This window comes from Algibacter lectus (assembly GCF_004368925.1).
GTDB classification, from domain to species: domain Bacteria; phylum Bacteroidota; class Bacteroidia; order Flavobacteriales; family Flavobacteriaceae; genus Algibacter; species Algibacter lectus.
The window spans coordinates 332,701-339,255 of sequence record NZ_SORL01000009.1 but is presented as its reverse complement, the minus strand read 5'-3'; the positions used below and the strand labels follow the sequence as shown (position 1 = coordinate 339,255).

The following is a 6,555-nucleotide window of genomic DNA, read 5'->3' as shown; positions in this document are numbered from 1 at the left end:
TTAAGCCCATTAGCGCCGATGGTACTGCATTTGTGGGAGAGTAGGTCGTTGCCTTTTTTAATCCTCAACATTTATTTGTTGAGGATTTTTTTTGTTTATTATTTATTGAAATAACGAATAGAGTAACGCTTAAGAGAACAATCTCCGTTATACTTCCGCGTAAGCGTTAGGATTTAATTTGTTATTTGAGGAGTTTACAATGAATAAATTGGAGTTATTATTTTAAACACCTTTTGAAATAGAAAAATACGTACAACTACTCATTTTTTGTAAGTAGTTTTTGTCTTATATTTGTAATGCTATTAATTAGTTCTTAGGGAGAATTAATGAAAACTCTGAATCGTAATGATTTGGAGTTTTCGCGTTTTATAGATAATCTGCTTTTTAATTTGCCTAACAGATATTCAGAATTAATTAGTTTTATAGATTACTTACAATCTCTTTTTATTTTAATCTTATGGTTCTTATAAGTTTTTGTAGATTTACTTCAATTAATTATTATTATAATATTACGAGGTTGTATTATTTCATGGTGTAATTTTAATTTATGGCTTAATAGTTGATTTAATCTTTTAGGAAATCTTGAAAAAATATTATTATATGAAAACTATATTTATAATTATTACGGTCTTAACTTTGAATATATCACAAGCTCAAATTTTAGAGCCTGTAAAATGGGAAACTTTAGTTAATAGAGTGTCAGATACAGAGTTTGACTTAATATCAACAGCAACAATTGATGCAGGTTGGCATTTATATGCGCAAACGGTTCCGGAAGGTGGTCCGATAGCGACAAGTTTTAGTTTCGTTGGAAATGGCAAATTCTTAAAGAAAGGTAATACCAAAGAAGATGAAGGTCATGTTGTAGATGATCCTATTTTTGGAATGAAGATTAAGTATTTTGATAATAAGGCCATTTTTAAGCAGCGTATAAAGGTTAAAACTAAAAAAAGTTTTACTGTAGAAGGTGTGGTTAATTTTATGGTATGTAACGACATTAGATGCTTAGCACCAACAGAAGAGGATTTGTTGTTTACTGTAGATTAACTTAGTCGTTAAAAGCTATATTTATGTAGAAACAGCATTTGATATTATTATAAAAAAAAAGTGATCAACTCAGTTGATCACTTTTTTTTATTTAACCTTTGCTCAGACATATTACAATCCGAAAGCGGATTTTACTTTATCTACATAATCTAATTTCTCCCAAGTAAATAATTCAACATCTAATGTTATTGATTCACCGTTTGGTTGTGAGAATGATTTAGTAACTATTTCATTTTTACGTCCCATATGGCCGTATGCAGCGGTTTCACTGTATATTGGAGCTCTAAGCTTTAACCGTTCTTCAATAGCGAATGGACGCATATCAAAAAGTTCTGTTACTTTCTGTGCAATTTCACCATCGGTCATGTTAAAGGCACAAGTTCCGTAGGTATCAATAAAAATCCCCATAGGTTCTACAACACCAATAGCATAACTGACTTGTACTAAAACTTCGCTAGCAACACCAGCTGCTACTAAATTTTTAGCAATATGTCTTGTAGCATAAGCAGCACTTCTATCTACTTTACTTGGGTCTTTTCCTGAAAAAGCTCCACCACCGTGTGCGCCTTTACCACCATAAGTATCTACAATAATTTTTCTACCGGTTAAACCAGTATCACCGTGAGGTCCACCAATAACGAATTTACCAGTTGGGTTGATGTGATATTTAATATCGTTGTTGAATAAATTTTGAATAGCTTTAGGTAAATCTGCAACTACACGTGGAATTAAAATTTCAACTATATCTTTTCTAATTTTAGCAAGCATCACGTCATCCGCATCAAAATCATCATGTTGTGTAGAAACAACAATAGCATCAATACGTTGTGGTACGTTATCATCGCTATATTCAATAGTTACTTGACTTTTCGAATCTGGTCTTAAATAAGTAATATCTTTGTTCTCGCGACGTAATTCAGCTAGAACTTTTAAAATTCTATGAGATAGATCTAAAGCTAATGGCATAAAATTTTCTGTTTCGTTACTAGCGTAACCAAACATCATACCTTGATCGCCTGCACCTTGTTCTTCTTTGGTACCACGATCTACACCTTGGCTAATATCGTCTGATTGTTCGTGGATTGCAGAAAGTACACCGCACGAATTTCCATCAAACATGTATTCACCTTTGGTATATCCAATTTTGTTAATGGTATCCCTAGCGATTTTTTGAACGTCTAAATAAGTCGTCGATTTAACTTCACCAGCAAGCACTACTTGTCCTGTAGTAACTAGAGTTTCACATGCTACTTTCGATTCGGTATCAAAAGCTAAAAAATTGTCGATTAACGCATCGCTAATCTGATCCGCCACCTTATCTGGGTGTCCTTCAGAAACACTTTCTGAAGTAAATAAATAAGCCATATTATATTATTTTATAGCAAGATTTGACGAAAACGTCGAAGGAAGTTTACACTGCCTTTAGCATTTTTATTTGTAGAAAATTAATTTCAATGTTTTTGAAACTTTATTTACTACAAAGAGGTTGCAATCAGTCAAATCTTTCCTCTGTTATATGTGGCTGCAAAAATAGAAAAATAAAAGGAATTGCGAATTCATTTAGAGTTTTTTAACCTAAAATTTGCTTAATAAGTTTTATTTATAAATATTTGATGAATCAAATCTTCAGCATTGCCTATATATAGAATGTTTTAGAGAGAAGTGATTGAATTTGTAATGAAAAATAATTCTTTAATTAAAACGGCTATTAATGTCATTGTGATTATTTCATGATGCACTCGGAACTTTTTTTTAAATCTTAAATATGATTAAAAGCCTTCCTTTCAGAGAAGGCTTTTTTTATTGTTAATTTTTGATTTTTTGGACATAGTAAAAAAATCAGTCTAAATATCTGATTATCAAAATTTTGACTGTTGTTTTAGGTTTGTGAATTTAACCTAAAAAATGAAATATAAATGGTTTTAAATGGCTAATAAATTAATTTCGAGCATTATTTAAAAGAATGAAGAGTTTTTAATGAAATTCATAAAAACCTAAATTATTAAAATAAAAGTATAGTAAAAGATAAAATTATCCGCAACAAAAATGAAGGAACTCAATAAACATAGTAAAAGGTTAACTCAAGATGAATCTCAACCAGCATCTCAAGCGATGTTATACGCGGTAGGTTTAACTGATGAAGATATGAAAAAAGCCCAAGTTGGCATTGCTAGTACAGGTTACGATGGTAACCCTTGTAACATGCATTTGAATAACTTGGCTGCTGAAGTGAAAATTGAGTGTAAAATAGCAAATTTAGTAGGTTTAGGGTTTAATACTATCGGTGTTTCTGATGGTATTTCTATGGGGACTTCAGGAATGAACTACTCTTTAGCCTCTCGTGACATTATTGCCGATTCTATAGAAACGGTTATGAATGCACAGAGTTATGATGCTTTAATCTCTGTTGTTGGTTGTGATAAAAATATGCCAGGAGCCGTTATTGCTATGTTACGGTTAAATCGTCCATCTATTATGATGTATGGTGGAACAATTGCTTCAGGAAAATATAAAGGAAGAAAATTAAACATCGTTTCTGCTTTTGAGGCCTTAGGTCAAAAAGTAGCAGGTGAAATTGGAGAAGAAGAATATAGAGAAATTATTAAAAGTGCTATTCCAGGAGCGGGAGCTTGTGGAGGTATGTATACGGCCAATACAATGGCTTCGGCTATAGAGTGTATGGGGTTTGCGTTACCTTATAACTCTTCTATTCCTGCAGAAAATCCTAATAAATTATCTGAAAGTGAGAGAACAGCAATCGCTATTAAAAACCTTTTAGAATTAGACTTAAAGCCTTTAGATATTATTACTAAAAAATCTATTGAGAATGCTATAGCACTTGTCAATGCTTTAGGAGGTTCTACCAATGCAGTATTACACTTTCTAGCTATTGCGCATGCTGCAGATATCGAATTCACATTAGAAGATTTTCAACGTGTTAGTGATAGAACCCCTTTGATAGCAGATTTAAAACCATCTGGAAAATATTTAATGGAAGATGTTCATGGCGTTGGAGGAACCCCTGCAGTAATGAAATATTTATTAGATAATGGTTATTTACATGGTGATTGTTTAACAGTAACAGGAAAAACATTAGCTGAAAATTTAGCAGATGTTGAGCCTCTAACTTTTGAAGACGATCAAGACGTTATATTTCCGAAGGATAAAGCTTTAAAATCTTCAGGGAATTTACAAATTCTTTACGGAAACTTGGCGACTGAAGGTGCTGTAGCAAAAATATCAGGAAACGAAGGTTTGTTATTTGAAGGTAAAGCTGTGGTTTACGATGGAGAACAAGCGGCAAATACTGGAATTTCAAACGGAGAAGTAGAAAGAGGTGATGTTGTCGTCATTAGATATGTGGGGCCAAAAGGAGGTCCTGGAATGCCAGAAATGTTAAAACCAACATCTTTAATCATGGGAGCAGGTTTAGGTAAATCTGTAGCGTTAATTACTGATGGTCGTTTTTCTGGAGGAACACACGGTTTTGTTGTGGGGCATATTACACCAGAAGCTCAAGAAGGTGGAACCATTGGGTTATTAAAAACAGGTGATAAAATTAGAATTAGCGCCGAAGATAACTCTATTAATGTTTTACTTTCTGAGGAAGAAATAGCAGAAAGAAAAACACAATGGGTTCAACCAGCTTTAAAACATTCAAAAGGAATATTATACAAATATGCAAAATCTGTGGCATCGGCTTCTAAAGGCTGTGTAACAGATTTATAGTAAGTAACGATTACAAGAGCAAGAAGAAAATATATAGAGATGAAAGACACTCAAACCATAAAAAAACAAGCAAATAATACGCAGAAAACTATGCGTATTTCTGGTAGCGAAGCAATTATTCATTGTTTATTAGCAGAAGGCGTAGATATTCTTTACGGCTACCCGGGAGGTGCGATAATGCCCGTTTACGACGAATTATACAAGTTTAGAGATAAAATTCATCACGTTTTAACACGACATGAACAAGGTGCAGCACATGCAGCTCAAGGTTATGCTCGTATTTCTGGGAAAGTTGGTGTAGCTATGGCTACTTCTGGCCCTGGAGCTACTAATTTAATTACTGGTATTGCAGATGCTCAAATAGATTCTACACCACTAGTATGTATTACTGGTCAAGTAGCTTCTCATTTGTTAGGTAGTGATGCTTTTCAGGAAACTGATATTGTTGGAATATCTACACCAGTTACTAAATGGAATTGCCAAGTAACGAAAGCGTCTCAAATTCCAGAAGCTATTGCAAAAGCATTCTATATAGCTAAAAGCGGCCGTCCAGGTCCTGTTTTAGTAGATATAACTAAAGATGCTCAGTTAGAAGAATTTGATTTTAAATATGAAAAATGTACAGGTGTAAGAAGTTATAATCCTATACCAGATACCGATACAGAAGCCGTAAAAGAGGCTGCAAAATTAATTAATGCAGCAAAGAAACCAATGATTGTTTGGGGGCAAGGTGTTATTTTAGGTAAAGCAGAAGCCGAATTAAAGGCTGTAATAGAAAAAGCAGGAATTCCTTCGGCTTGGACTATTCTTGGAGCTTCAGCAGTACCAACATCTCATCCGCTAAATGTAGGTATGGTTGGTATGCATGGTAATTACGCTCCAAATGTTTTAACGAATCAATGTGATGTTTTAATTGCTATTGGTATGCGTTTTGATGACCGTGTAACTGGTAGTTTAAATACCTATGCTAAGCAGGCTAAAGTGATTCATTTTGAAATTGATCCGGCAGAGATTGATAAAAATGTAAAAACTGAAATTGCCGTTTTAGGAAATTCTAAAGATAGCTTATCACAGTTATTGCCTTTATTAGAAACAAATTCACACGATGCATGGTTACAAGAATTCAAAGACTTGTATGCTATTGAATTTGAAAAAGTAATAAAAGAAGATCTTACGCCAAGTAAAGAAGGTTTAACTATGGGCGAGGTTATTAAACAAATAAATATTGAAACAAAAGGAAATGCTGCCATAGTTTCAGATGTTGGACAACACCAAATGATTGCTTGTCGTTATGCCGATTTTAATATTTCAAAAAGTAATATTACTTCAGGAGGTTTAGGTACTATGGGCTTTGCGCTTCCTGCAGCTATTGGTGCAAAAATGGCTGCTCCAGAGCGTGAAGTTGTAGCAATCATCGGAGATGGTGGTTTCCAAATGAACATACAAGAATTAGGGACTATTTTTCAGCAAAAAACACCTGTTAAAATTGTAGTTTTAAATAATGAATTTTTAGGTATGGTGCGTCAATGGCAACAGCTGTTTTTCGATAAACGTTATGCCTCTACAGAAATGACAAATCCTAACTTTGTGGCCATAGCAGAAGGCTATTACATTAAAGCTAGAAAAGTTGTAAAACGTGAAGAGTTGGCAGATGCAGTTAAGGAAATGATTGAATCTAAAGAGTCGTATTTCTTAGAAGTATGCGTGGAAAAAGAAGGAAATGTTTTTCCGATGATTCCAACAGGAGCTTCCGTTTCAGAAGTAAGATTGTGCTAATAA

Annotated in this window: 4 protein-coding genes; 3 read left to right on the top strand and 1 reads right to left on the bottom strand. The window is 33.6% G+C overall.

The window, feature by feature from the left end:
• Positions 1-600 precede the first annotated feature (600 nt).
• Positions 601-1,047, top strand: a complete 447-nt coding sequence (locus DFQ06_RS14040) for a protein-disulfide reductase DsbD domain-containing protein (protein WP_042505898.1) — start codon at positions 601-603, stop codon at positions 1,045-1,047.
• Positions 1,048-1,158: 111 nt separating this feature from the next.
• Here DFQ06_RS14040 and metK read toward each other — a convergent pair whose 3' ends face one another.
• The gene (gene metK / locus DFQ06_RS14035) at positions 1,159-2,412 is read right to left on the bottom strand and encodes a methionine adenosyltransferase (RefSeq protein ID WP_042505896.1); all 1,254 of its coding nucleotides are present in this window, start codon (positions 2,410-2,412) and stop codon (positions 1,159-1,161) included.
• A gap of 681 nt (positions 2,413-3,093) precedes the next feature.
• On the opposite strand from metK, the gene ilvD reads away from it, so the two are divergent.
• Positions 3,094-4,776 (top strand): dihydroxy-acid dehydratase, encoded by a 1,683-nt coding sequence (ilvD, locus tag DFQ06_RS14030; RefSeq protein WP_042505895.1) that lies wholly within the window; start codon positions 3,094-3,096, stop codon positions 4,774-4,776.
• A 39-nt stretch (positions 4,777-4,815) separates the two neighbouring features.
• On the top strand, positions 4,816-6,552 hold the full coding sequence (gene ilvB / locus DFQ06_RS14025) for a biosynthetic-type acetolactate synthase large subunit (protein WP_042505893.1): 1,737 nt from the start codon (positions 4,816-4,818) through the stop codon (positions 6,550-6,552).
• The last annotated feature ends 3 nt before the right edge of the window (positions 6,553-6,555 follow it).